The sequence below is a fragment of the Photobacterium damselae genome, from assembly GCF_003026815.1.
Taxonomy (GTDB): domain Bacteria; phylum Pseudomonadota; class Gammaproteobacteria; order Enterobacterales; family Vibrionaceae; genus Photobacterium; species Photobacterium damselae.
In genome coordinates, this window is the sequence record NZ_PYOG01000001.1 from 300,416 (window position 1) to 326,249 (window position 25,834).

Consider the following 25,834-nt stretch of genomic DNA (forward strand, 5'->3'; position numbering starts at 1 on the left):
GGCTGTCTGTTGCAACAGTTATAAAAAAATACCCCAGCAGCTCTTAACTACTGGGGTATTAAATAGATATCTTTTACCTAAGATTACGGCAAATTAAAGACCTGCGTCAGTAAATACCTTGCTAACAATCTCTTGTGCTTCTTTTTCGATAAGAGCTAGGTGCTCTTTACCTTTAAAGCTTTCACAGTAGATTTTGTAGATATCTTCAGTACCTGATGGGCGAGCTGCAAACCAACCATTTTCAGTCGTCACTTTTAGGCCACCAATAGCAGCGCCATTACCAGGAGCGTGAGTTAAACGCGCAGTAATTACGTCTCCAGCTAAGGTTTCAGCCGCAACCATTTCTGGTGATAGCTTGCTCAATACCGCTTTTTGTTGTTTGTTTGCTACAGCTTGCAGACGGCTATACTCAGAAGCGCCGTGTTTAGCCGCTAATTCTTCATAGTATTGCTGTGGGTTCTTACCTGTTACCGCTGTGATTTCAGCAGCTAATAGGCACAGTAAAATACCGTCTTTATCTGTTGACCAAGGTGTACCATCCATACGTAGGAACGATGCCCCGGCACTCTCTTCTCCACCAAAGCCAAGTTCACCAGAGTACAATCCATCAACAAACCACTTAAAGCCTACTGGTACTTCACATAAACTACGACCAAGATCTGCAACCACACGGTCAATCAACGCACTTGATACCAATGTTTTACCAACAGCGACACCATCAGCCCACTGAGCACGATGACGGTATAGGTAATCAATACACACTGCCAAATAGTGGTTTGGATTCATTAAACCGGCTGGTGTTACAATACCGTGACGGTCATAATCAGGGTCGTTACCAAAAGCAAGATCGTACTTGTCTTTGTACTCAAGCAAACCTGCCATCGCATATGGAGATGAACAGTCCATACGAATCACACCGTCTTTGTCTAATGACATAAAACGGAATGATGGATCAATCGACTCATCGACTAACGTGATGTTTAGATTGTAGTATTTTGCAATTTCGCGCCAGTATTCAATGCCCGAACCACCTAGAGGATCCACACCAATGGTTAAGTTCGCATTTTGAATTGCAGCCATATCAACTACATTGACAAGATCTTCAACATAAGGCGTAACCAAATCACGCTCTTCTACTAGATCACTGGCTAACGCTTGTTCAATAGCAATACGCTTCACAGCTTGCATACCACTAGCAATAATTTCGTTTGCTCGTGATTCAATCGCCGTTGTCAATTCGCCTTCAGCAGGACCACCATGAACAGGGTTATATTTAATACCGCCATCTTGAGGTGGGTTATGAGAAGGTGTAATAACAATACCATCGGCTTTTTCTGCCGATGCTTTGTTGTGACATAGAATGGAATGAGATACACCCGGTGTTGGCGTGTAGCCATTGTCTTTCTGAACAATAACCTTAACGCCATTAGCAACCAGTACTTCAAGGGTAGAGATAAATGCAGGTTCAGATAATGCGTGAGTATCTTTACCTAAGAAAAGAGGACCTGTCACGCCATGTGCTTGACGAACCTCTGCTACCGCTTGAGCGATTGCCCAAATATGGTGTTGGTTGAATGTTCCTTTATTGGCTGTACCACGGTGGCCCGAAGTACCAAATTCTACTTTTTGTGCTGCATTATCAGCACTTGGTTCAATCAGAAAGTAGTTTGCAACTAACGCAGGGATATTAATCAAATCACTTTGTTGTGCGCGCTGACCTGCTCGATCATGAATAGCCATATAATTAACGAGTCCTTGTGAAATAAAAAAGGAGGGCTAAAAGCCCCCATTAAATCTCGCCGCAAACTTTATCAACGATGTCTTGAGCAAAGCCCATTTTAACCATGAGTTGGTCAATCATCTGGCGTTTACGGTCGGTATTAGTATTGGTGATCACCCAAAATGGTGTGCCAGCAATAGCTTTTGGTTTTGTAGTTTTACCACTCGCCAGTAATGTTGCTTCATCTTCAGCAAAATAAATACGAGTACGACCTTTGATGGCTGCCGCTTCTGTAAAACCTTTAGAATCGATTCGATAAAGGGACGACAGAATCAACATAAAGCGACCAATGGCCTTTTCCTGTGCGGCAAATTCATCAGAAATCAGTAGTGATCGCATTTCTTTTACACGATCTAACTGGGGTTCATTTCCTGCGTCTTTGCTTACTACAATACCACGAGGGCGTACAGGCATAACCACTTCAGGTTGTGGCTGGTACTGAGTATCAGGCATCATAAGCAAGCGACGTAAGATATCAGATGCACTTTCACCGATATGTTGAGTTTGACTCGCAATAAAACGGTATAGCTCTTCGTCTACCTCAATAGTTTTCATCGTTGTCTTCATTATCGTTCCGTTTAAAATCTCATGCGATTATAACCTGATCCGAGGTTATACTCTACGGTAAATACCATAACAAATAAGAGAAAATTGTCAGTGAAGTTACATTACCACGCAATTGGGGATGGTTATCCGATCATTTTGATCCACGGTTTATTTGGCAGTGGCGATAACTTAGGTTTAATTTCTAGAGCATTGAAAGATAAATATAAAGTGATTAACGTTGATCTACGCAATCACGGTTTATCGCCTCATAGTGATCAGTTTACTTATCAGCAAATGGCGCAAGATGTACTCGATGTGATCGATGAATTATCAATCGATCATTTTGCAGTAATCGGACATTCAATGGGTGGAAAAGTCGCCATGTCGCTTACAGAATTGGCATCTGATCGCATTGATCATTTGATTGTTCTTGATATTGCTCCTGTTGCGTATAGTGAACATCGCCACCAAAATGTCTTTGCTGGTTTACGCGAAGTCAGTAGACACATAATCTTGAATCGAAAAGAAGCAGAACAGTATTTAGCGCTTCATGTTCAAGATCCCGGTGTTCGTCAATTTCTGCTCAAATCTCTCACAAAAACAGAGAATGGCTATCAATGGCGTTTTAATGTTGAAGGCCTAATTGCAAATTATCAAACTATTATGGGTTGGCACGACATTCCTCCATTTACGGGTAAAACGTTATTTATGAAAGGGCAAGACTCCGAATACATCACACCAGATTATCGAGAGGCTATTATGAGACAGTTTCCGAACGCCAAAGCCCATTTGGTTGCAAATACTGGACACTGGCTTCATGCGGAAAAACCTGAGACCGTCAATCGGGTAATTGAGCAGTTTTTGCAAAAATAACGAACAAGAAAGACAAGTAAGAGGCCGTGAATTGATCTGCAACTCTATGATATAGTGATCCCATTCGAGCTGCGTAAGGATTCGTTATGCTTTATGAGTACATGGATTTACTCGAATCAATCGGATTAGACCTCTTATTTGCCGCTATTTTCTTTTTTATAGGTATGGCAATTAAGGATGTTTTAAAGCAAGGCAAGGTTCCCCCTTTTGGCCGCCGTATTGTCTGGTTAGTGCTATTTTTAGGATGTGCGGGATTTATCTCCAAAGGGATTATTCAACTTAGTTGGGAAGGATCTGGCCTTGGCTAAAATTGCTCGAACAATGAGCAATCAAACGACAAAAGGATCTGCTGCCAGCAAAAAGTATTCAGTTTGTGCAGCAGAAACGATTATCATTGGTACAACATTGAATTCAGCCGTCTTTTGTGTACGGTTAAACTACAACAATACAGGTAATCTTTACTATGGCGAGTGTAGGACTCTTCTTCGGTAGCGACACAGGTAATACTGAAGCTGTTGCTAAAATGATCCAGAAGCAACTAAGTGACAAACTGGTTGAGGTTAAAGATATTGCGAAAAGCAGCAAAGAAGACATCGATAACTTTGATCTGCTTATTCTTGGTATCCCAACTTGGTACTACGGTGAAGCTCAATGTGACTGGGATGACTTCTTCCCAGAACTAGAGCAAATCGACTTCTCAACTAAGCTTGTTGCTATCTTTGGCTGTGGCGACCAAGAAGATTACGCAGAGTACTTCTGTGATGCGATGGGCACTATCCGTGAAATCGTAGAAGGCCGTGGCGCAACAGTAGTAGGTAACTTCTCAACAGAAGGCTTTGAGTTTGAAGCTTCAAAAGCACTGGTTGATGATAACCACTTTGTTGGTCTATGTGTTGATGAAGACCGTCAACCTGAACTGACTGAACAGCGTGTGACCCAGTGGGTTAATCAGCTAATGGACGAAATGTGTCTATCTGAGTTAATGGACTAATATTATCCATTCTCAAACCAAGCGCACTAGAGCAAATCAGTGCGCTTTTTTATTATCAATTCTTCTTGATACAACGCACTTCGCCAACATCTACTCTATCCATATCCATTTTGATCTACCGATGTTCAGGCTTCTTACGGACATACAGCGTTCGTTTAACCGTCGAAACCACTTCACCTGTGGCATTATGAACATGAACCACAAACTCAGGGAAATATTTATCACCCTGCTCTGTAGCCCTTTTTATTGCTTCAACACAGCTATCAGAAATAACAAAGTCAGCAAACAGATCACTACAGCCTGGGCGGATAAAATTAATATCGGCCTGTTTATCCCAAACGTAATAGTTAGGGCCTAAGATACCCATAAGCATAAGCGAATAGACAGGATCCGTTAGGGAAAATATACTTCCACCATACTGAGAACGATTGGCATTTTTATTCCACCAGCGCAATTTAAGTTTCATCTTAACAGAGCGGAAATCATCACTGATTGCGACTATCTTAATGCCTGAGCCCCAAAATGGTGGCCATAGATTTAAAGCCAGTTTTACGATGCTGGGTTTATAGTAATTCATTGTGATCCACTCCCTGTCGCACAATGTAAAACATGATACATCCTGATAACAATTAAGCAAACTTCAGAAAATCTACCCAGAACACAGATTAGTTGCTTTTTGAGGTTTAATGTTATCTTATGGTCACTTATAATAAACATTAATGAGAAAGACTACTGCTTCTATTTCGCAGCTAGCCCATAGGAAACTCGAATGTCAGATAATAATCACGCGCTTAAGCAAGCAGGCTTGAAAATTACACTACCTCGTTTGAAGATCTTAGAAGTTCTTCAACAACCAGAGTGTCAACACATTAGTGCGGAAGACCTTTACAAAAAGCTGATTGATATCGGCGAAGAAATTGGTTTAGCGACCGTATACCGTGTTTTGAACCAATTTGATGATGCTGGCATTGTGACTCGCCATCATTTTGAAGGTGGTAAATCTGTGTTCGAACTAGCAACACAACACCATCATGATCACCTTGTTTGTTTAGATTGTGGCAAAGTAATTGAATTCTCTGATGAGCTTATTGAGCGTCGTCAGAAAGAGATCGCAGCACAATACAATGTCGACTTGACTAATCATAGCCTGTATCTATACGGCCACTGTGCAAACGGTGATTGCTGTAAAGACGAGAGCCTGCACGATCAGAAATAATCTACTGCTTTCATAATTCAATAACTAAAGCCAAAAGCTATGCGCTCAACATAGTCAGAAAGAAAGTAGACTCACCTCAAGGACCAGCCTAATTATCGGCTGGTTTTTTATTATCTATCCACAGTCCTAACTCTTATTGCGGCTAGCACCTCTAATAACAGTACCGACCAATCTAATTATTGTTGTCAAATCCTAGATTTTAAGTATCAACAAGTTTTGAGCACAAAAAAAAGGTGAAGCCAAAGCCCCACCTTCATAATTTATGCTCACTTAAGTGATAAACGATTACTCGTCAGCAATTTTAGCCCAAGTATCACGTAAGCCTACAGTACGGTTAAATACTAGCTTATCTGCACTTGAATCTTTGCTATCTGCACAGAAGTAACCTAGACGTTCAAACTGGTATGCTTGTTCTGCTTGTGCATTAACAAGAGCTGGCTCAACAAAACCATTCATCACAGTTAGAGATTCTGAGTTAATTACAGAGACAAAATCTTCTGCAGCACCAGGATTTGGTACGGTAAATAGACGGTCGTATAGACGAATTTCAGCAGGTACAGATTGATCTGCAGATACCCAGTGAATTACACCTTTTACTTTGCGACCATCAGCAGGGTTCTTACCTAAAGTCTCATTATCATAAGTACAGTAGATAGTAGTGATATTACCTGCTTCGTCTTTCTCTACGCGCTCAGCTTTAATCACATAAGCACCGCGAAGACGTACTTCTTTACCAAGAACTAGACGCTTGTACTTCTTGTTTGCTTCTTCACGGAAGTCTTCACGCTCAATGTAAACTTCACGAGTAAATGGCACTTCACGGCTACCCATCTCAGGTTTATTTGGATGGTTTGCAATGTTTAGAGTCTCAGCTTCGCCATCGAAGTTTTCGATAACAATTTTAACTGGATCTAATACAGCCATTGCACGTGGTGCATTTTCGTTTAGATCTTCACGGATACACGCTTCAAGAGAGCTCATCTCAATGGTGTTATCTTGCTTAGTCACACCAATTCGCTTACAGAACTCACGAATAGAGCCAGCAGTATAACCACGACGACGTAGGCCTGAAATAGTTGGCATACGAGGGTCATCCCAACCATTAACCAATTTATCGGTTACAAGCTGGTTTAGTTTACGCTTTGACATCACTGTGTATTCTAGATTTAGACGACTGAACTCATACTGATGAGGGGTACAGTCGATAGTAATGTTCTCTAGAACCCAATCGTATAGACGACGGTTATCCATAAACTCTAGCGTACAGATAGAGTGAGTAATGCCTTCTAACGCATCAGAAATACAGTGAGTAAAGTCGTACATTGGGTAAATGCACCACTTATCACCTGTCTGATGGTGTGTTGCAAAACGAACACGGTATAGAACAGGATCGCGCATAACCATAAATGGAGATGCCATATCGATCTTCGCACGAAGACACATTTTACCTTCTTCTACTTCACCATTTTTCATTTTGGCAAATAGTTCAAGGTTCTCTTCTACGCTACGATCGCGGTATGGGCTGTGCTTACCAGGCTCGGTAAGTGTACCGCGGTATTCGCGCATCTGCTCAGGACTTAGCTCATCAACATACGCTAAGCCTTTATTAATTAATTCAATAGCAAACCCGTGTAGCTTATCGAAGTAGTTCGATGAATAGCAAATCTCACCGCTCCACTGAAAGCCCAACCAGTTAACATCGTTCTTAATAGACTCAACGTATTCGATGTCTTCTTTCTCAGGGTTTGTATCGTCGAAACGTAAGTTACATTGACCCTGATAGTCCTGAGCGATACCGAAGTTCAAACAAATAGATTTAGCATGACCGATATGCAGATAACCATTTGGCTCTGGTGGGAATCGGGTATGAACGCTTGTATGTTTGCCACTTGCTAAATCCGCATCGATAATTTGGCGGATAAAGTTAGTTGGACGAGCTTCAGTTCCACTCATCAATAATACCTCGTGTGCTTACAGGATTTTTAATTCAGCCTATGATCCACAAATATGACTCACGACTCAACAAATAGTGTGCATTGTTTTGCGATATGAACAAAAAAACCTCGCAAATGCGAGGTTTAATCATATCAGATTCTGGAATTCGTGCGGAAAAACATTTCCGCACGATAGTTTTTGCTATTTTTTCCCATATTGACTCATAGAAAAATCTAGCATTAGGGGGAATCTTATAGGCTCACAACTCGGCTAGTTCGTTTACCATCAGCACTTACTGCGCGAACTTCAACTTTACCAGTTACTGTTGGTTTCACTTCATTGTAGTAAGTTACCCAAGTCTTACCAGCATCTGTTGAATACTGAAGCTTAAGACCTGGCATGCTCACGTTCATGTTTAGCTTACCATCAATAACTTTTGCACCAGGTACTGGTACACGGTATTGAATACCAGCAGCATCCAATTTAGCCAATTCACGTTGACCCAGTACGTTGGCAAAACGAGCCCAATCGTTATTTAGCGCTTTCTTATTCACTAAATTACTCTTTTGTGAATATTCAACGCCTGTCTTGTATTCATTTTCCCAGCTAGCTTCGTGCCATGCACGCTCTGCAGCTGCAAGTACGCGAGGGAATACCATGTACTCATACTGGTCATCAGTACGTACTGTTTCACTCCATAGCTGAGCCGATAGACCGTAGAAACCTTTCGATTCAGTCGTACCTTTACCCGAGAAACCATTGCCATCACGGTCTAAAGAAGTTTCTGCGTTTTGTGGTAAGTTTTCTGGCGCAAAACCAAACATCTTACGAGTATCAGTCGCACGTGTTGCCCAGTAGTAGCCCTTCTCTTGAGGATCCACTTCGTATGGCATATCCATATATACGTAGTCTGGGTTAGATACGATTACGTCATAACCTTTATCAGCCCAATCGTAAGCAGATGCTGTACCACCCCAGTACAATACATCCCAGAAGTTAACGCGTACTTTATCTGTTGCAAACGCTGAAGAATCTTTCGAATACTTCAGGCCATCCTGCCATGCTTGGAAGTTTGGAATGCCTTTATTATTAACAACTTCACTTACTTTCTCAGCAAAGTGGCTTGGTAAGTGTGCATAATCAGCTACTTCACCGCTGTCCACTAGCTTCTTACACATTGGTGATTTTTCAAATGGCTTGTTTTCAGCAGACATATCGATGTTGCCTTTCCATGCCACCTTATTGCCAGCGTTAAGATCTTGGAAACCTGCGCCTTGCTTGATATTTTTCGCTTCGTCACCACCAAAGTGCCATGTTGTTAGAGGCATACCTGCTTCTTGGTGCATCGCAGCCACTTCTGAAATCACCTTGTTCACGAAGTTCATCGATGAATCCATACATGGGTTGATAAAGCTGCGCTTATCGTAGAACTGAACCGTTGTTACATTTGAAGTATCTTGAGGATCCATCAAACGGTACTCGTTCGCCGCTTCCATATCGCCATCAGCCGCTAAACGGTTATAACGCGCTTCCATTGCCACAACAGCGGCACGAGCGTGTGCTGGCATATCGATTTCAGGAATCACTTCGATACCGCGAGCTTTCGCATATTTCAAGATATCTAGGTAATCTTGCTTGCTGTAGAAGCCAGAACCGAAGTTATTTGCTTCAGGACCAGAACCTAACTGAGGAAGCAAACACGATGTTTCAGAAAGATCATGACAGCGCTTCGCACCAATATCGGTTAGCTCAGGAAGACCAGGAATTTCTAGACGCCAACCTTCATCATCAGATAAGTGCATGTGAAGTTTGTTCATCTTGTAGGCAGCCATCTGATCCAGAGTACGAAGAATCGCTTCTTTACTGTGGAAGTTACGGCCTACATCAACCATGATGCCACGGTAATCAAAACGAGGTGCATCCACAACTTTTAGAGTAGGAATTTCGTTTTGTGTACCAGTGCTCATTAGAGACATCAGAGATTGCATACCGTAGAACGCACCCTCTTTATCAAAACCAAGGATAGTGGCTCCTTTTGGCGTAACATCTAATTGATATGCGCCAGATACTTGGTTTGCTTTTGCAAAGTGCTTAGGTGCTAATTCTACTTTAACTGGGTATGAACCGTTACTGTTCACACCAAGCATGGTTAAACGTGCTTTTACTGCATTTAGCATATCGCCAGATAACGCCGAGTTATCAATCGCAATACCATTTGTTAGTGATACCGTTTTACCCGTTAGCTTAGTGCTCAATGGAGTTGGAACGATAGTGCCTGCAATTTCTTCTTTAGCAAGTAGCTGTACATCGTTATTTTTATCAAAACGAGACTGCGCTGTAGCTAGCGTGTTGTTATCAGCAGGTACACGTTTCCAATTATCACCATCAATTGGGCTTAAGTAATCTGCTGGATTTTCAGTGTCAGTACTTTTAATTGTTTTTGGCTCTGCTTTGCCTGCTGCAACATAAGCGCGTGGCATGTAGTCATTTTCAAACAGAGTCCAGTACTCACCCACGTATGGGATCACAACCGTTTCACCTTCAGCAAAACCATCGAATTTCTCGGTTGGCTCTAGTGTATGTAGGTCACCAGTTACGTGAGTGATCTTAAATTGATCGTTTTGTACATCCAGAATTTGGCGGATGCTGTGGAAATAGATTTTCCAATCTTTACTTGTTACTTCTGGGCCATTATTAACAAGAGTAAGGTTAATTAGGTCACAAGAAGCCCATTCTGCGCCTAGGTTTTGACATTGTAGACCATTGTCAGCACCGTGGTTCGTTACTACCTTGTAATTAACTTCTAGATTATTCGCTAGGTTATTAACTACAGCTTGATCATTTGTTCCTTGTGAAGCACATCCAGTTACCGCAAGAGCGATAACAGAAGCTAACGCAGATAATTTTAGAGTCATGATATGTTTCCTTGTCTCCCGAGCCCCTAATAATTTAGGGAAATCTAAACCGAGTACTGAAAATAAGGTACTCAAAATCCCGGCCTCTCATTTCACTTAAGAAATTATGAGAGAGGCCGGTTTATTAAAGTTTTACGGTGTTACAGTTTGTTACTTAAAGAACTTAAGTAATTAAGGTAGTTTTACAGAAGATAGGTCTTCTGCAGGAGAGACTTTCTTCATCTCACCAGCAACGATTTCAGCTAGAGGGCCTAGGATAACCTGTAGGTTGTTAGTACCTAGTTTAACTACACCCATCGCACCTAATGCTTTTAGCGTTTTCTCATCTGCTAGGCTTGAATCTTTAAGAGTCAAACGTAGACGTGTGATACAAGCATCGATGTTTTCTAGGTTGTCGCGACCACCAAGAGCTTTGATGTATTGCTTAGCTAGTTCACCAGTTTCTGCCGCCGCTGCTCCTGAAGTCTCTTCAGCTTCGTCATCTTCACGACCTGGAGTCTTAAGGTTGAACTTAACGATAGCGAAACGGAATACTGCGTAGTAGATACAGAAGAAGCCGATGCCTTGGATAATTAGTATGTACCACTGTACCGCTAATGGGTTACGGCTTGATAGAACCATATCAACTAGACCTGCAGAGAAACCGAAGCCTGCAATCCACTGCATTGATGCTGCAATGTAAACAGATAGACCAGTTAGTACTGCGTGAATTACGTAAAGTACTGGTGCAAGGAACATGAATGCAAATTCTAGAGGCTCTGTAACACCTGTGAAGAATGATGCAAAACCAGCAGCTAGAAGTAGAGATGCTACACGCTCTTTGTTCTTAAGCTTAGCTGTGTGGTACATAGCTAGAGCCGCACCTGGTAGACCGAACATCATCACAGGGAAGAAACCAGCTTGGTACATACCTGTTACGCCAGGAACACCTTTACCGCTTAGGAAGTTAGGAATATCGTTAATACCTGCAACGTCAAACCAGAATACAGAGTTTAGTGCGTGGTGTAGACCAACAGGGATAAGTAGACGGTTAAAGAATGCGTAGATACCAGCACCAACAGAGCCCATACCTTGGATAGTTTCACCAAAGTGTACTAGACCACCGTAGATAGAAGGCCATACAAACATCAGTACGCCAGCAATCACAATACCTGCAACCGAAGTTAGGATTGGAACTAAACGCTTACCGCTGAAGAATGCCAATGCTTTGTGCAATTGAACATCAGAGAAACGGTTGTAAAGTTCAGCCGATACGATACCAACTAGGATACCAACAAACTGGTTGTTAATTTTAGAGAATGCCGCAGGTACTGCACTTGGGTCGATACCCTGAATCTGTGCTACTGCGCCAGGAGCTAGAAGCGTTGTTACCACTAGGAAGCCAACGAAACCAGAAAGTGCAGCTGCACCGTCTTTATCTTTTGACATACCGTAAGCAACACCGACAGCGAACAGTACCGACATGTTGTCGATAATTGCCGCACCAGCTTTAATTAAGAACGCAGCGATTGCACTGTTTGAACCCCAACCTGTTGGGTCAATCCAGTAACCAATACCCATTAAGATCGCAGCAGCTGGAAGTACTGCTACTGGCACCATTAGCGCCTTACCTACTTTTTGAAAATATCCAAGAATGTTCACCCTTAGTTCCCCCTATGGTTTTCTTAGATTCGATATTTGATAACTTTTTTTTGCTATCCGATTAAGTCATTTGCAGTTTAAGAATTTAATTTCGCCCCGCAAATTAAAACGTCCTCATTTGTGATCTTTATCACCAGAGTTGGCAATATCTGAGCGATTTTGCTAGCTCGATCATAAAACTTATTTTATCATTCGAAACAAAGGCGATATGCCGCTATGATTTCCCTGTTTTAATTATTCTGTATGAGGTGTCACCGTGAGACTTATCCCGCTAGATAACGCAAAAGATGTAGGTTTGTGGTCTGCTCGCTATATTGCTGATCGTATTAATAAATTCCAGCCAACAGCTGAGCGTCCATTTGTACTAGGTCTACCGACTGGTGGTACACCACTAGCGACTTACAAACGTCTTATTGAGCTTTATGAAGCGGGCGAAGTAAGTTTCAAGCATGTTGTTACTTTCAACATGGACGAGTACGTAGGCATGCCTTCTGATCACCCAGAATCATACCGTAGCTTTATGTACAACAACTTCTTCAATCATATTGATATTCAAGAAGAAAATATCAATCTTCTTGATGGTAATGCAGCGGATCATGTTGCTGAATGTCAACGTTATGAAGACAAAATCAAATCTTACGGTAGAATCAACCTATTCATGGGTGGCGTAGGTAACGACGGTCATATCGCATTTAACGAGCCGGCATCGTCTCTATCTTCTCGAACTCGTATCAAAACATTAACTCATGATACTCGTATCGCTAACTCTCGTTTCTTCGATGGCGATATTAATCAAGTACCTAAATACTCTCTAACTATTGGTGTGGGTACACTGCTTGATTCTGAAGAGATCATGATTTTGGTTACAGGTCACAACAAAGCACAAGCACTAGAAGCTGCTGTTGAAGGTTGTGTTAACCACCTATGGACTATCTCAGCTCTACAGCTGCATCCAAAATCACTGATTGTATGTGATGAGCCTGCAACTCAAGAACTTAAAGTTAAAACGGTTAAATATTTCCAAGAGCTAGAAGCTGAAAACATTAACCACATGTAAAAATAAAGGAACTGTTCATGTACGCGCTTACCAATTGTCGAATCTTCACAGGTAGCGATGTGCTGAATAACCACGCCGTCATTGTTGACGGCGTGAACATTCATGCTGTTTGCCCTGTTGCAGAACTTCCACAAGATATCAAAACTATTGACCTAAACGGTGCTAACCTAACTCCAGGTTTTATTGACGTCCAACTTAACGGTTGTGGCGGTGTGATGTTCAACGATGAAATCAACGCTGATACGATTCACACAATGCACCGCGCAAACATCAAATCAGGCTGTACCAGCTTCCTTCCTACGCTTATCACTTCATCTGATGAAGATATGAAAGCGGCTATTAAAGCTCAACGCGACTACGAAGCAAAATACCAAAACCAGTCATTAGGTCTACACCTTGAAGGTCCATACCTAAACGTGATGAAAAAAGGTATTCACAATATTGATTACATTCGTACTTCTGACGATGCCATGATCAATACCATTTGTGAAAATGCAGATGTTGTTACCAAAGTAACACTAGCGCCTGAGCAAAACGACCACGCTCATATCCAAAAACTGGTTGAAGCCGGTGTTGTTGTTTCAGCAGGTCATACTAACGCAACGTATGTCGAAGCTCGTAAAGGCTTTGCTTCTGGTATTACCTTTGCCACTCACCTATTTAACGCAATGACACCAATTGCAGGTCGTGAGCCAGGTATGGTCGGTGCTATTTATGATACCCCTGAAGTGTACACAGGTATCATTGCTGATGGTTTCCATGTGGATTATGCAAACATCCGTATGGCCCATAAAATGAAGGGTGAAAAGTTAGTTTTAGTGACCGACGCCACAGCCCCGGCAGGTGCTAACATGGATCACTTTATTTTTGTCGGTAAGAAAGTATATTACAGAGACGGCAAGTGTGTTGATGAAAATGGCACACTAGGCGGCTCAGCACTGACAATGATAGAAGCAGTACAAAATTGTGTTGAGCATGTGGGTATCGCCCTGGACGAAGCGATTCGTATGGCTACCTTGTATCCTGCTCGCGCAATTGGCGTAGACAAGAAACTTGGTGCTGTTAAACAAGGTATGGTTGCAAACCTAACTGTGTTCGATCGCGATTACAACGTCCAGGCGACAGTTGTTAATGGTGAATACGAGCAGAATTAAAATATGACAGGCGGACAAATTGGTAATGTAGATCTAGTAAAACAGCTAAATAGTGCCGCTGTTTACAGACTTATCGACTTACAAGGCCCTATATCACGCATTCAGGTTGCTGATGTAAGTCAGCTTGCTCCTGCAAGTGTTACTAAAATTACCCGCCAACTGCTTGAGCGCGGCCTTATTAAAGAGGTCGCGCAACAAGCTTCTACAGGTGGTAGACGCGCAATTTCTCTTACTACTGAGTCAGCTCCTTTCCATTCGGTAGCAATCCGTCTTGGACGAACTTATATCGAACTCACGATTTTTGACTTAAGTGGTAAACATATTGTGAGCGATTCACATCGTTTTCAATACTCCAACCAGCAAGAGTTGACTGATGGTTTAATTAATCACATTCGTCAATTTATTGCAGAAAATCAAAACGTTATTAAAGAGCTTGTTGCATTTGGCATTACTCTTCCAGGTCTTATTGATCCGGAAACTGGCGTAATCGAATACATGCCACATATCGAGGTCGATCATTTTCCTTTAGCAGATATCATCAATGAAAAATTTGGTGTTTCGTGTTTTGTTGGTAATGATATTCGAGGCCTAGCTCTTGCTGAGCATTACTTTGGCGCAAGCCGCGATTGTAAAGACTCAATCTTAGTCAGCATGCATCACGGTACGGGCGCAGGAATTATTGTTAATGGTCAGGTATTTTTAGGCTATAACCGTAACGTCGGCGAAATTGGTCATATCCAAATTGATCCATTAGGTGATAAATGTCAGTGCGGTAATTTTGGCTGTTTAGAAACAGTAGCATCCGATCCTGCCGTAATTCGACATGTTCAAGAACTGCTTGATCAAGGCTATCCAAGCACTCTTCAAGAGCTAGAAGAGCTTACGATGCCAGCTATCTGTATGGCTGCTAACAAAGGGGATGAACTGGCCGTTCAAGCTCTCACAAAAGTGGGAAACCAACTAGGTAAAGCGCTAGCGATGACAGTCAACCTGTTTAATCCGCAAAAAATTGTTCTGGCAGGTAATATTACTCAAGCGAAAGACATAGTTTTTCCTGCGATTCGTCGCTGTGTTGAAACGCAGTCACTTTCTACATTTAACAAAGATCTTCCTATTGTTACCTCTGAGCTTTATAGCCAACCAACAATAGGCGCATTTTCAATGATCAAGCGCGCAATGCTAAACGGTGTTCTACTGCAACGTTTGCTAGAAGATTAAAAAGCCGCAACGAAGCCGTAATAATCGGTTACATTGCATTTTAAGGGGAGGCTCATCACAGTCTCCCCTTTTTGATATACTCAACGTAACTTTCTATTTTCTTAGCATATAATGACAAACAACTAGAGGATATTTTGCTCGATTATTTTAAATGAGCATGTTGCAAAATATCTCACACATCAAGTCATCATATATCTGTAAATTGAGTTATGACTTCTCCAACGCACACTGTATTGAGAGAAACTTAGATATATTTTTGAGTACAAAATAAAGGAAAGATTACCGAGATATGGAAATCGTTTTTATTATTACCGCTTTTGTAGCTGGCTTTATTGCACTTCGCTGCAAACTTCCACCGCTGGTTGGCTTTCTTATTGCTGGCTTTTTTCTTAACAGTTTTGGCTACCACTCTACCGATGCGTTAACCACATTTGCTGATTTAGGCGTAACCTTACTTTTATTTACCATCGGCTTAAAACTGGATGTTAAAACCTTACTGGCGAAAGAGATTTGGGGAGGCGCAACCTTACATAATCTGCTGTCAACACTGCTCTTTACCCTATGTCTGAAAGGGCTTCAGTTACTCGGTCTGAATATGTTAGCTGGCCTTGATATGGGACAACTGGCTCTAATGGGCTTTGCACTCTCATTCTCAAGTACTGTTTTTGCCATTAAAGCCTTACAAGAAAAAGGCGAACTCAATGCAACCTATGGTACTTTGGCCATTGGTGTGCTGGTTATGCAAGATATCTTTGCCGTCGTTTTCTTAACTGCCTCTACCGGGAAAATGCCTGAAATCACAGCGTTAGGCCTCTTTGCTCTTCCCCTTCTACGCCCTCTATTTTATCGAATCTTAGATAAAGCAGGTCACGGCGAAATGTTGGTGCTTTATGGTATTTTCTTAGCCCTTGTTGCCGGAGCAGGTCTGTTTGAATCTGTTGGTATGAAACCAGATCTGGGGGCTCTGATTCTAGGTATGATGCTCGCCAGTCATCCAAAAGCGTCTGAATTATCAAAATCACTCTTTAATATTAAAGAAATCTTGCTGGTTTGCTTCTTCTTAAATATTGGCCTGGCCGAAACCCCAACCATTGATGGCTTATTAATGGCATTGGTGTTGATGCTCATTTTGCCATTAAAAGGCATTTTGTATTATCTTGTTTTCCATCTTTTCCGTTTCCGAGTCCGAACCTCACTATTAGGCACTCTTACCCTATTTAACTACAGTGAATTTGGCTTAATTGTCGGTGGTGTGGCTTATAAATTAGGATGGTTACCAGGCAATTTCTTAGTGGCGATTGCCATTGCCGTTTCACTCTCGTTTTTGGTTGCAGCCGCCGTAACCAGTGCAGGACACAAAATTTATAGTCAATCATCCCGCTGGCTAAAAGAGTTCGCTCCAGAGCAACTCAACTCTGGCGATAAGCTTATCGATTTAGGCTCTGCTCGCATTATGATTTTAGGTATGGGACGCATTGGCTCAGGTGCTTATGATGAACTCACCGAACGCTATGGTCATCAAGTGATTGGAGTTGAAACCCGAGAAGATTCTGCCGAGCAACACAAACAAGAAGGCCGAAATGTTATTTGTGGCGATGCAACCGACCCCGATTTTTGGGCTCGCGTTATTAAACGTCGCAATATAGACCTTATTTTATTAGCCATGCCAAACAGTCAAGCCAATACTTTTGCCCTTGAGCAGATTCGCTTGCGTGATTATCAAGGTCAAATTGCCGCGATTGCTAAATACAGTGAAGATGAACAATGGCTAATCGAGCAAGGCGTTGACGCTGCATTTAACATTTACAGTGAAGCAGGAAGTGGATTTGCTCGTCACGTATGTGAACATTTAGACCCTCAAATTCAACGCATACCTTAATTTCTGAGCAACATTTCAAATCAACCCAAGCGGCAATATTCTTATTGCCGCTTTCTTTTTTATGGTCAAAAAACAGCTTTCATTGAAAAATATTCAGTTATATTGAAAATAACTGAACAATATTTAACGACAAGGCTATAGTTTAAAATATTTCAGATTTTTCATTGCATTTTTTTACCGAATACGCAATTTTAGAAAACAACAAGGGAGCGACGAGAATTTGGCCAAATCGTCTATGTACCCAAACTCTAACCCAATGCATAATCAAACGAAGCAGCATAAGTTAGCGTGGTAAATAGGCAACTCGCGAACACCAAGATTTATGGATAGTCATTAAAAGTTTTTTTGGAGTGGTAAGTAGTATGTGTTCTATATTCGGTATTCTTGATATTAAAAGTGATTCTTCTGCACTGCGTACAACAGCGTTAGAAATGTCAAAAAAAATGCGTCACCGTGGTCCTGACTGGTCAGGTATTTACTCATCAGATCGAGCAATCTTAGTCCATGAACGTTTAGCTATTGTCGATCTTAACAGCGGCGAACAGCCACTTTATAACCAAGACAAAACTCACGCTCTTGCTGTTAACGGTGAGATTTATAACCACAAAGAATTACGTGCTGAATTTGCGCCTGATTACCCGTTCCAAACCGAATCTGATTGCGAAATCATTTTGGCGCTATACAAAGAAAAAGGTCCTGAGCTACTGGATTATTTAAACGGTATTTTTGGTTTTATTCTTTATGATGCAGAGCAAGATGCGTATCTGATTGGCCGTGACCATATCGGTATTATTCCACTTTACCAAGGCTATGATGAACACGGTAACTACTATGTAGCCTCTGAGATGAAAGCGTTAGTTCCTGTGTGTAAAACCATCAGTGAATTTCCTCCAGGTCACTTCCTATGGAGTAAAAAAGGTGAACCTGTTCGCTATTACAAGCGTGATTGGATGGAGTTTGATGCCGTAAAAGATGCAGTAACTGATAAACAAAAATTAGCAGACGCCCTTGAAAGTGCAGTAAAACGTCAGTTGATGACCGATGTTCCTTATGGTGTACTACTTTCTGGTGGTCTTGATTCATCGGTTATCTCAGCAATTACGAAAAAGTTTGCAGCTCGCCGTATCGAGGATGATGAACAATCACAAGCTTGGTGGCCAACCCTGCACTCATTTGCTATTGGTCTAGAAGGTGCTCCCGATCTGAAAGCGGCAAAAGTTGTTGCAGATCATATTGGTACGGTACACCATGAGCTGACATACACAGTTCAAGAAGGCCTAGATGCTATCCGTGATGTTATTTATCATATTGAAACTTATGATGTAACAACCATTCGAGCATCAACGCCTATGTATCTTATGTCTCGTAAAATTCGAGCCATGGGTATTAAGATGGTACTCTCTGGCGAAGGTGCCGATGAAGTCTTTGGCGGTTACTTATACTTCCATAAAGCGCCTAACGCTAAAGAGTTCCACGAAGAGACAGTTCGCAAGTTGCTTGCACTAAATATGTTCGACTGTGCTCGCGCAAACAAATCGATGGCCGCTTGGGGTATTGAAGCTCGTGTACCATTCCTAGATAAAGAGTTCTTGGAAGTGGCAATGAGTATTAACCCACAAGATAAAATGTGCGGTAACGGTAAGATTGAAAAACACATTATTCGTGAGTGTTTCGGTCATTACTTACCAGAATCTGTCGCATGGCGTCAAAAAGAGCAGTTCTCAGATGGTGTAGGTTATAACTGGATTGATACCCTAAAGGCTGTTGCTGAAGAAAAAGTTACCGATCAGCAAATGGAAACGGCAAAATTCCGCTTCCCATACAATACGCCAACAACCAAAGAAGCGTATGCATACCGTGAGATTTTTGAGGAGCTATTCCCGCTAGAAAGTGCGGCACATTGTGTACCTGGTGGTCCATCTATTGCCTGTTCAAGCGCAAAAGCCATTGAGTGGGATGAGAGCTTTAAAAATGCCGCGGACCCGTCTGGTCGTGCCGTTGCAGCCGTTCACTGTGATGCTTATAAAAAGTAACCAGTAAAAAGTAATAGACAAAAAAACCGCCATATTAATGATGGCGGTTTTTTTATTTAGCAATACATAAAAAGCGATTAACGCTCCCAGTATGCTTCCTCTAGGCTATCTTCACGCTCTGGTAAGCCACGAGACAGACGAGGAGAATATTGCGCTAACACTTCATAGCTCACACGGTTTGCATATAAGCAGATTTGAGAGAATGAAGAGTAAGTTAGGAAGCTGTGCTGATGCTTACTTGAGTTTGGTACATTCTCTTTGTGGTAACGGTTTGCAGACATATCATGCAATAACGCAGAAAGCGCACCATCACCTGCACCATTGGTATTCTTAATACGCTCTGGGCCACCCATGTATGGAGCAATATGAGAGTAAACCTTAATTGGCTGTTCACATTGTTCTTTTAGCATAGGACGACTGAACTCATACTGGTTGAATTCAGCAATATCACCAGGTAACAGAGGAAGGCTCGTTTGACGTTTAGCATCATCTTCTGTGTAGCCAGCCATGTATAAGCCTACAGGACCAGCAGTACAAAGCACTAGGTCAACCCAATCAAGTGCTTTATCGGCAGCAACAAGAGGATCCGACTCACCAGTTAATGCTTCACCTTCGTCTTCATTCATCGCAACAACAGTCACATTGTCACGAAGGAAGTCACGCCACCATTGAGGATCATCTTGAATAACGAACTTAGTACCTAGTGTTAGCACAACAGGCACATCGTATTTCTTAGCATATTCGATAGCACGCATAGTTGCAGCTGGCATTGGGTCGCCCTCTTTACAACGCACTAAGTACGCAGTAAGCACAAGCGCTGATGCATTTTCAAATACACTTTCAGGAATACTATCAGGGTGAAGTTGGTTCATACGACCTTCGTTGATCGCAAAAGTACGCTCACCTTCAGGTGAAATCAAAGCGAAACAACGACCGATAGGACCTGTTACTGGCTGTAGGAAGTTCATATCCATACGGCTAGATGTATTACATAGGTAACGATAAGCGTAGCTACCAATTTCAATATCTTTACTCATCACACCAAGTAGTACTGATTTATCATCAGCCAATACTGAATAGTTGTGAAGAGTATTACCGATAGTACCACCTGCAAATTCATGGGTGATTAAATCGTTATCTTTCAGCTCGCGGTAAAGGGCTTCTGCCATTTCATCAGTGATCACCAATGAGTGGCCTTTACTTAAGTTGTAACGTTCCAGGAAGTCATCGTTTACATATGCTTCGATATCAACCAGCGTTTGATCGATACCAACAACATGGGTACGTGCAAGACGTTTTTCTTGTTTAGTTTGACTTATAAGCGGATCACGGGCATGTACTGGAAAGTAATGCTTCGATTTTCTTTGGCCTGGAAATTTCATGTCAATGAGCTGTCAGTTGTGAGAATTTTGCGAATTCTATCACATAATCTAGAACATAAAAGAAAAAGCTCTTATCGCTTTTGTGAGAATCATCAGCAAATAAGAGCTTAATCAATATTTTTTCTTTATTTAGACTTGGTTTTATAACTTAAAAGAATGAGCAGAATTACAGTTATAACCAGCCTTGAGTATATTGTTCAACTAACGTCATCATCAAATGAATATGGTCTTCGCTGTCATTTAAACAAGGGATCAGGTTAAAGGCTTCTCCACCAGCCTCCAAAAAGACCTCTTTGCACTCGCTGGCAATTTCTTCCAATGTTTCAAGGCAATCAACCGAAAATGCCGGGCACATAACATCTAACCGTTTTACCCCTTTTTGTGCGAGAGCTCGAATGGTGCCTTCGGTATAAGGTTTTACCCACTCTTCACGACCAAAAATGGATTGAAAACTCATGCTCATTTTCTCACGTGGCATATCTAAAGCTTGAGCAAGCGCGGCCGTGGTTCCATGGCACTGCTCTGGGTACGGATCACCGTTATCTGCGTAGCGCTGCGGAATACCATGGTATGAACACAATAAATAATCAGGTTCCCCATGTTGCTGCCAGAATGTTTTTGCACTGTGTGCAAGCGCAGCAATGTATTCTGGATGATCAAAATATTGATTTACAAAACGCAATTCGGGTAAATCTGAGCGCTGTTTAAGATCTTTGGCAATACGATCAAACACCGCAGCCGTGGTCGTGGCAGAATACTGAGGATAGAGAGGCAAGACCAAAATACGTTCACAGCCACGTTGCTTTAGCTTATCCAAACCAGACAGTAAGCTTGGCTCACCATAAGTCATTCCTAACTCCACAGGAACAGCCAACTGTTGTTCTAGTTTCTCTCGTTGGCTTTGTGAGTACACCATCAATGGAGAACCACCATCCATCCAAATAGATTGGTACAGTTTTGCGACTTTAGGTGAACGGGTAGGCAAGATGATCCCGTGTAAAATTGGGCACCAGATAAAGCGGTTGGTATCGACCACACGATGGTCATGAAGAAACTCAGCTAAAAATCGTTTTACACCGGCAGTCGTTGGCTCACTTGGCGTTCCAAGATTTGCTAATAATACGCCATATTTATGATTATCTTTCATTATTAACCAGATTCCTTTTCTCTTGCGCTCTAGTGTACCTTGTTAATAAAAAGAGTACAGTTTGTTATTGGCGCATGATGATTTTAATTCAATGAATTCTAGAACATTATCCACTCGTGACCGTAAGATGCAGAATGTAGAGTATGATCACTAAGGCTTACTTATAACTATTAATAAATCACTTAATTACTGGATTACCGTAATCATGGCATAAAAAAAACGGGCCCTACCAATCGGTATGCCCGTTTTTTTCTATTGATAAAGGCTATGAACCCAAATCAATAATTAAGCAAGTGCTTTCTCAAGTGCTGCGCTTACTTCAGCAACAGGAAGAGTACCATCAAATTTTAGGTACTTAGTGTTGCCAGCAGCTGCTTCTTTACCATAGTACTCAATTAGAGGAGCAGTTTGCTCATGGTAAACACCTAGACGTGCACGTACAGTTTCTTCTTTGTCGTCATCACGAACAACAAGGTCTTCACCTGTTACGTCATCTTTGCCTTCAACTTTAGGCGGATTAAATACAACGTGGTAAGTACGACCTGAAGGAAGGTGAGCACGACGACCAGCCATACGCTCAACAATCACATCGTCAGATACGTCGAATTCGATAACATAATCAACGTCAACGCCGATTTCTTTCAAACCGTCAGCTTGAGGAATAGTACGTGGGAAACCGTCTAGTAGGAAACCTTTCGCGCAATCGTCTTCAGCAATACGCTCTTTCACTAGACCAAGGATGATATCGTCAGATACCAATTGGCCAGCATCGATTACTGATTTAGCTTGTTTACCTAGCTCTGTACCTGCTTTGATAGCAGCACGTAGCATGTCACCAGTAGAAATTTGAGGAATACCAAATTTTTCCATGATGAATTGAGCCTGTGTGCCTTTACCTGCACCTGGAGCGCCTAGAAGGATGATGCGCATCTTGATCCCCTATAAATAAAATGGAGTTTTGCAAAAGATGAAAAATACACTGATTAGCCAAGAGTCGCAAGCCCAGCACGGTCACTGGGCTTGCATTACATGAATTATCAGTAATAGTTGTCAATTAGATAAACAATTACTTAGCCAAAAGCTGGTTCATTGCAGTTAAGAAACGTGAAGGGTCATCCATTGCACCACGTTCAGCAAGTAGAGACTGACCAAACAGCATCTCTACCCAACGGCCAAAGATCTCTTCATCCGCTTCATCTGCCATTTGTTTCACTAAGGCATGATCTGGATTTAGCTCTAAGATATATTGCACTTCTGGCGCTTCTTGACCCGCAGCTGCAAGCAACTTCGCCATTTGGGTACCCATTTCATTTTCATCGGTTACCACAACAGCTGGCGTGTCATGCAGTTTGAACGTAGTACGAACATCCTTCACGCGAGAGCCTAAGTATTCTTTAGTACGCTCAACAACCGATTTGAAGGCTTCTTCAGTCTCTTTGTGTTTCTCTTTTTCTGCTTCGTCTTCAAATTTCGACAGATCAAGATCAGACTTAGTGATGGATTGGAAACCTTTACCTTCAAACTCAGGCATATAGCTCATCATCCACTCATCAATACGATCGTGCATAAGAAGAACTTCAATACCTTTAGCGCGGAACTGCTCTAGGTGCGGACTATTTTTCGCGGCATTAAAGTTATCAGCCGTAATGTAGTAGATCTTATCTTGGCCTTCTTTCATACGCTCAACGTAATCAGCCAAGGCCACCGTCTGTTCTGCGCTGTCGTTATAAGTAGAGCTAAAACGTAACAACTGTGCAATTTTGTCACGATTAGCAAAGTCTTCGGCTAAACCTTCTTTGATAACTTGACCAAACTCTTGCCAGAATGTCTGGTATTTCTCGCTGTCGCCTTTAGCCAACTTGCTTAGCATAGATAAAGCACGTTTAGTACACGCTTTACGAAGTGCTTGTGTCACCTTGTTATCTTGAAGAATTTCACGAGATACGTTTAGTGGCAGATCATTTGAATCAATAAGACCGCGCATAAAGCGTAGATACATCGGCATAAACTGCTGAGCATCATCCATAATGAATACACGCTGTACATACAGTTTTAAACCGTGTTGACTATCGCGATGGTACAGATCCCAAGGCGCTTTTGACGGAATATACAGCAAGCTAGTGTAGTCTTGCTTACCTTCAACATGGTTTAGACTCCAAGTTAAAGGTTCGGCAAAGTCATGAGAAACATGCTTGTAGAACTCTTTAAACTCTTCATCGCTAATATCGGATTTATTGCGGGTCCAAAGAGCTTGAGCCTTATTGATTTGCTCCCACTTTTTACCGGTTTCATTACCTTCCTCATCTCGTTCAGTCGTTTGAATAAGAACTGGAATGCCGATGTGATCAGAGTATTTACTGATGATGTCACGCAGGCGATATTCATCAAGAAACTCTTTTTCATCATCACGTAAATGAAGAATAATATCAGTACCGCGAGCGGCCTTGGTAGTGTTCTCAACCGTATAATCGCCTTCACCAGCCGATGACCAGCTTACTGCTTGATCCGCAGGTACACCCGCCGCACGAGTATTCACGGTTACACTATCGGCAACAATAAAAGCAGAATAAAAACCCACACCAAACTGACCAATAAGCTGAGAATCTTTGGTCTCTTCTTCATTCAATTTGGCAAAAAATTCTTTTGTTCCTGATTTAGCAATAGTACCTAGATGTTCAATCACATCTTCTCGGGTCATACCGATACCATTGTCACTGATTGTCAGTGTGCCTGCATCTTGATTAACAGAAATCTTAACCGCAAGTTCCGCATCATTTTCGTAAAGTGAGCCATCTGATAGCGCACGGAAACGAAGTTTATCAGCCGCATCGGAGGCGTTAGAAATGAGCTCGCGTAAAAAAATCTCTTTATTTGAATACAGTGAATGAATCATCAAATGAAGAAGCTGCTTCACTTCAGACTGAAAACCACGTGTCTCTTTGTTTTTATCTAGACTTTGTTCACTCATAAAAAAACTCCAAATGTAACGTATTTCCTACCTACTCCTAGATGTGGTCAAATTTATCTTTTTCAAGCAAATTTGATAGTTTTTCCTTTCTTTAGTTTTTTTGAGTATAATTTTTTTATTTTTATATTCAGAATGTATTAAGGGATTTTATGGTACACAAAGGGAAGAATACTCGCTTTGAGGCTAGACATGCATAAAACATCTGCTAAGCACTGTATTGGGCAACGTTTTATTTTTGATCCATACGACAATAGCTTAATTGACACAGTTGAAAATAATGAACTTATCCGCTTAGGTAGCAATGAGAGCCGAGCATTATCATTATTGATTGATGAACCAGGAGCGATCATTACACGTAATCGATTGCACGATTATGTGTGGCGCGAACAAGGTTTTGAGGTTGATGATTCCAGTCTGACCCAATGTATATCAACACTGCGTAAAGCACTTAAAGATCCAACCAAGTCTCCTGAATATGTAAAAACCGTACCTAAACGCGGTTATCAAATGATCGCAACTGTCGAAAAATATGTGGATATGCCACTGGCTATTACAGCAACCGAACACGCAGAAGATCTCACTTCGGTTCCTGAGCACCATTATCAAGACAGTGCCCTTGTTACCGCTCCTCAAAGCGCAGTAGAAGTTGAATTATCAAATATTCAGCAGCCACAACAGCCTATAAGCACAGAACCTGTACAACAGAAAAGTTCGGCAAAGGTAACCGGCTCGCGCTCACTCTTATCTATCATCGCTTTGATACTGGCATTATTGATCCCTCTGGCAAGTTACTTTGCACCAGCAAAAGCTTCTGACAATTTTATTCCACTCTTTTCGGTTAAAGGGGTGCAAGTTGTAACACCAAATAACAACCCTATTATGAACGATTGGCAGAGCCTCATTTCGACCTGTATCACGAGTTATTTAGATAACCACCAGCAGGAGAGTAAACCAGTTAAAGTTATCGTAACCGGCGGACAGAGCAATCAAGTGTGGCTTAACTATATTCATACTGCACAAACTGCTAATGAAAATGTTACGCTTCGCCTACTTACCAGCCATGAGGATAATGCAAACTTATGTCGTTAAGTTCAACTAA

The 25,834-nt window shown here is 41.8% G+C and carries 20 protein-coding genes; 10 read left to right on the forward strand and 10 right to left on the reverse strand.

Features of this window, described 5'->3' with window-relative positions:
• Nucleotides 1-93: 93 nt before the first annotated feature.
• Both pgm and seqA read right to left on the reverse strand, forming a co-directional pair.
• Nucleotides 94-1,740 (reverse strand): phosphoglucomutase (alpha-D-glucose-1,6-bisphosphate-dependent), encoded by a 1,647-nt coding sequence (pgm, locus tag CTN07_RS01350; RefSeq protein ID WP_005300219.1) that lies wholly within the window; start codon nucleotides 1,738-1,740, stop codon nucleotides 94-96.
• Nucleotides 1,741-1,789: 49 nt separating this feature from the next.
• The gene (seqA, locus tag CTN07_RS01355; protein ID WP_036765106.1) at nucleotides 1,790-2,335 is read right to left on the reverse strand and encodes a replication initiation negative regulator SeqA; all 546 of its coding nucleotides are present in this window, start codon (nucleotides 2,333-2,335) and stop codon (nucleotides 1,790-1,792) included.
• A 102-nt stretch (nucleotides 2,336-2,437) separates the two neighbouring features.
• Between seqA and CTN07_RS01360 the strand changes: the two genes are divergently transcribed.
• The 3 genes from CTN07_RS01360 to fldA all read left to right on the forward strand — a co-directional run bounded on the left by CTN07_RS01360 (nucleotide 2,438) and on the right by fldA (nucleotide 4,190).
• On the forward strand, nucleotides 2,438-3,199 hold the full coding sequence (locus tag CTN07_RS01360) for an alpha/beta fold hydrolase (RefSeq protein ID WP_005300223.1): 762 nt from the start codon (nucleotides 2,438-2,440) through the stop codon (nucleotides 3,197-3,199).
• A gap of 86 nt (nucleotides 3,200-3,285) precedes the next feature.
• The gene (locus CTN07_RS01365; protein WP_036764176.1) at nucleotides 3,286-3,507 is read left to right on the forward strand and encodes a DUF2788 domain-containing protein; all 222 of its coding nucleotides are present in this window, start codon (nucleotides 3,286-3,288) and stop codon (nucleotides 3,505-3,507) included.
• A gap of 155 nt (nucleotides 3,508-3,662) precedes the next feature.
• A complete protein-coding gene (fldA, locus tag CTN07_RS01370; RefSeq protein WP_005300225.1) occupies nucleotides 3,663-4,190 on the forward strand; it encodes a flavodoxin FldA in 528 nt (175 codons plus the stop codon).
• 115 nt (nucleotides 4,191-4,305) lie between these two features.
• Here fldA and CTN07_RS01375 read toward each other — a convergent pair whose 3' ends face one another.
• On the reverse strand, nucleotides 4,306-4,767 hold the full coding sequence (locus CTN07_RS01375) for a DUF4442 domain-containing protein (protein WP_036764178.1): 462 nt from the start codon (nucleotides 4,765-4,767) through the stop codon (nucleotides 4,306-4,308).
• Nucleotides 4,768-4,959: 192 nt separating this feature from the next.
• On the opposite strand from CTN07_RS01375, the gene fur reads away from it, so the two are divergent.
• Nucleotides 4,960-5,406: a ferric iron uptake transcriptional regulator gene (fur, locus tag CTN07_RS01380; RefSeq protein ID WP_005300226.1), complete on the forward strand. Its 447-nt coding sequence runs from the start codon at nucleotides 4,960-4,962 to the stop codon at nucleotides 5,404-5,406.
• 285 nt (nucleotides 5,407-5,691) lie between these two features.
• On the opposite strand, the gene glnS is transcribed toward fur, so the two are convergent.
• The 3 genes from glnS to nagE form a co-directional block, all read right to left on the reverse strand.
• Nucleotides 5,692-7,359 carry a glutamine--tRNA ligase gene (gene glnS, locus CTN07_RS01385; protein ID WP_005300227.1) on the reverse strand — a complete coding sequence of 556 codons (1,668 nt, stop codon included), beginning with the start codon at nucleotides 7,357-7,359 and terminating at the stop codon, nucleotides 5,692-5,694.
• Between the two features lie 233 nt (nucleotides 7,360-7,592).
• The gene (locus CTN07_RS01390; protein ID WP_005300229.1) at nucleotides 7,593-10,256 is read right to left on the reverse strand and encodes a beta-N-acetylhexosaminidase; all 2,664 of its coding nucleotides are present in this window, start codon (nucleotides 10,254-10,256) and stop codon (nucleotides 7,593-7,595) included.
• Nucleotides 10,257-10,427: 171 nt separating this feature from the next.
• Complete coding sequence (gene nagE, locus CTN07_RS01395) at nucleotides 10,428-11,897, reverse strand: N-acetylglucosamine-specific PTS transporter subunit IIBC (RefSeq protein WP_036764181.1); 1,470 nt, start codon at nucleotides 11,895-11,897, stop codon at nucleotides 10,428-10,430.
• 256 nt (nucleotides 11,898-12,153) lie between these two features.
• Between nagE and nagB the strand changes: the two genes are divergently transcribed.
• The 5 genes from nagB to asnB all read left to right on the forward strand — a co-directional run bounded on the left by nagB (nucleotide 12,154) and on the right by asnB (nucleotide 19,238).
• On the forward strand, nucleotides 12,154-12,954 hold the full coding sequence (nagB, locus tag CTN07_RS01400) for a glucosamine-6-phosphate deaminase (protein ID WP_005300234.1): 801 nt from the start codon (nucleotides 12,154-12,156) through the stop codon (nucleotides 12,952-12,954).
• 17 nt (nucleotides 12,955-12,971) lie between these two features.
• On the forward strand, nucleotides 12,972-14,108 hold the full coding sequence (nagA, locus tag CTN07_RS01405) for an N-acetylglucosamine-6-phosphate deacetylase (protein ID WP_036764183.1): 1,137 nt from the start codon (nucleotides 12,972-12,974) through the stop codon (nucleotides 14,106-14,108).
• A gap of 3 nt (nucleotides 14,109-14,111) precedes the next feature.
• Entirely contained in the window at nucleotides 14,112-15,326 is a 1,215-nt protein-coding gene (gene nagC / locus CTN07_RS01410; protein ID WP_005300239.1) for a DNA-binding transcriptional regulator NagC, read from the forward strand.
• 289 nt (nucleotides 15,327-15,615) lie between these two features.
• Nucleotides 15,616-17,205, forward strand: coding sequence for a cation:proton antiporter domain-containing protein (locus CTN07_RS01415; RefSeq protein WP_005300240.1), 1,590 nt, complete (start codon nucleotides 15,616-15,618; stop codon nucleotides 17,203-17,205).
• A gap of 362 nt (nucleotides 17,206-17,567) precedes the next feature.
• Nucleotides 17,568-19,238 carry an asparagine synthase B gene (gene asnB / locus CTN07_RS01420; RefSeq protein ID WP_005300243.1) on the forward strand — a complete coding sequence of 557 codons (1,671 nt, stop codon included), beginning with the start codon at nucleotides 17,568-17,570 and terminating at the stop codon, nucleotides 19,236-19,238.
• 77 nt (nucleotides 19,239-19,315) lie between these two features.
• Here the strand turns inward: asnB and CTN07_RS01425 are convergent, their stop codons facing one another.
• The 4 genes from CTN07_RS01425 to htpG form a co-directional block, all read right to left on the reverse strand.
• Entirely contained in the window at nucleotides 19,316-20,620 is a 1,305-nt protein-coding gene (locus tag CTN07_RS01425; RefSeq protein WP_036764185.1) for an inosine/guanosine kinase, read from the reverse strand.
• A 172-nt stretch (nucleotides 20,621-20,792) separates the two neighbouring features.
• Nucleotides 20,793-21,767 carry a ferrochelatase gene (gene hemH / locus CTN07_RS01430; RefSeq protein WP_005300247.1) on the reverse strand — a complete coding sequence of 325 codons (975 nt, stop codon included), beginning with the start codon at nucleotides 21,765-21,767 and terminating at the stop codon, nucleotides 20,793-20,795.
• Nucleotides 21,768-22,052: 285 nt separating this feature from the next.
• Nucleotides 22,053-22,697 carry an adenylate kinase gene (adk, locus tag CTN07_RS01435; protein WP_005300248.1) on the reverse strand — a complete coding sequence of 215 codons (645 nt, stop codon included), beginning with the start codon at nucleotides 22,695-22,697 and terminating at the stop codon, nucleotides 22,053-22,055.
• Between the two features lie 136 nt (nucleotides 22,698-22,833).
• Complete coding sequence (htpG, locus tag CTN07_RS01440; RefSeq protein ID WP_005300251.1) at nucleotides 22,834-24,735, reverse strand: molecular chaperone HtpG; 1,902 nt, start codon at nucleotides 24,733-24,735, stop codon at nucleotides 22,834-22,836.
• A 189-nt stretch (nucleotides 24,736-24,924) separates the two neighbouring features.
• Here htpG and CTN07_RS01445 point away from each other — a divergent pair, with 189 nt between their 5' ends.
• On the forward strand, nucleotides 24,925-25,824 hold the full coding sequence (locus CTN07_RS01445; protein ID WP_005300253.1) for a winged helix-turn-helix domain-containing protein: 900 nt from the start codon (nucleotides 24,925-24,927) through the stop codon (nucleotides 25,822-25,824).
• Nucleotides 25,825-25,834: the final 10 nt, after the last annotated feature.